This window comes from Bradyrhizobium sp. Kon58 (assembly GCF_055807455.1).
Genome location: NZ_JBVVOT010000133.1, coordinates 1 through 510, shown reverse-complemented (window position 1 = coordinate 510; position 510 = coordinate 1). Strand labels below are relative to the sequence as shown.

At 62.9% G+C, this 510-nt stretch carries 1 protein-coding gene; it reads left to right on the top strand.

All coding sequences use genetic code 11. The annotated features are described in order from the left end of the window. On the top strand, positions 1-510 hold a 510-nt coding region (locus tag AC0L20_RS39805), incomplete at both ends, for an MFS transporter (protein WP_473295637.1).

The following is a 510-nucleotide window of genomic DNA, read 5'->3' as shown; positions in this document are numbered from 1 at the left end:
GCCACCGGCATGGCGATCATGGGTTTTGGTGGCGGCGCGATGGTTGGCGCACCACTGGCAGCAGCCCTGATGGGCCACTTCGCTTCGCCAACCAGCGTGGGCGTATGGCAGAGCTTCCTGGTCATGGCCGCGATTTATTTCGTGTTCATGATCGGTGGCGCACTCTCGTACCGTGTTCCACCGACCGGCTGGAAGCCTGAGGGCTGGACCGCGCCGGCGAAAAAAGCCAGCAACGCGATGATCACCCACCGCCATGTGCACGTGAACGTGGCGTGGAAAACCCCGCAATTCCGGCTGGTCTGGCTGGTGCTGTGCCTGAACGTGTCGGCCGGTATCGGCATTCTCGGCATGGCGTCGCCGCTGTTGCAGGAAGTGTTCGGTGGCAAGCTGCTGGGTGTGGACGTACCGTTCGGTCAACTGGATGCCGGGCAGCTGGCGTCTATCGCTGCCATCGCCGCAGGCTTTACCGGGCTGTTGAGCCTGATCAACATCGGTGGCCGCATCTTCTGG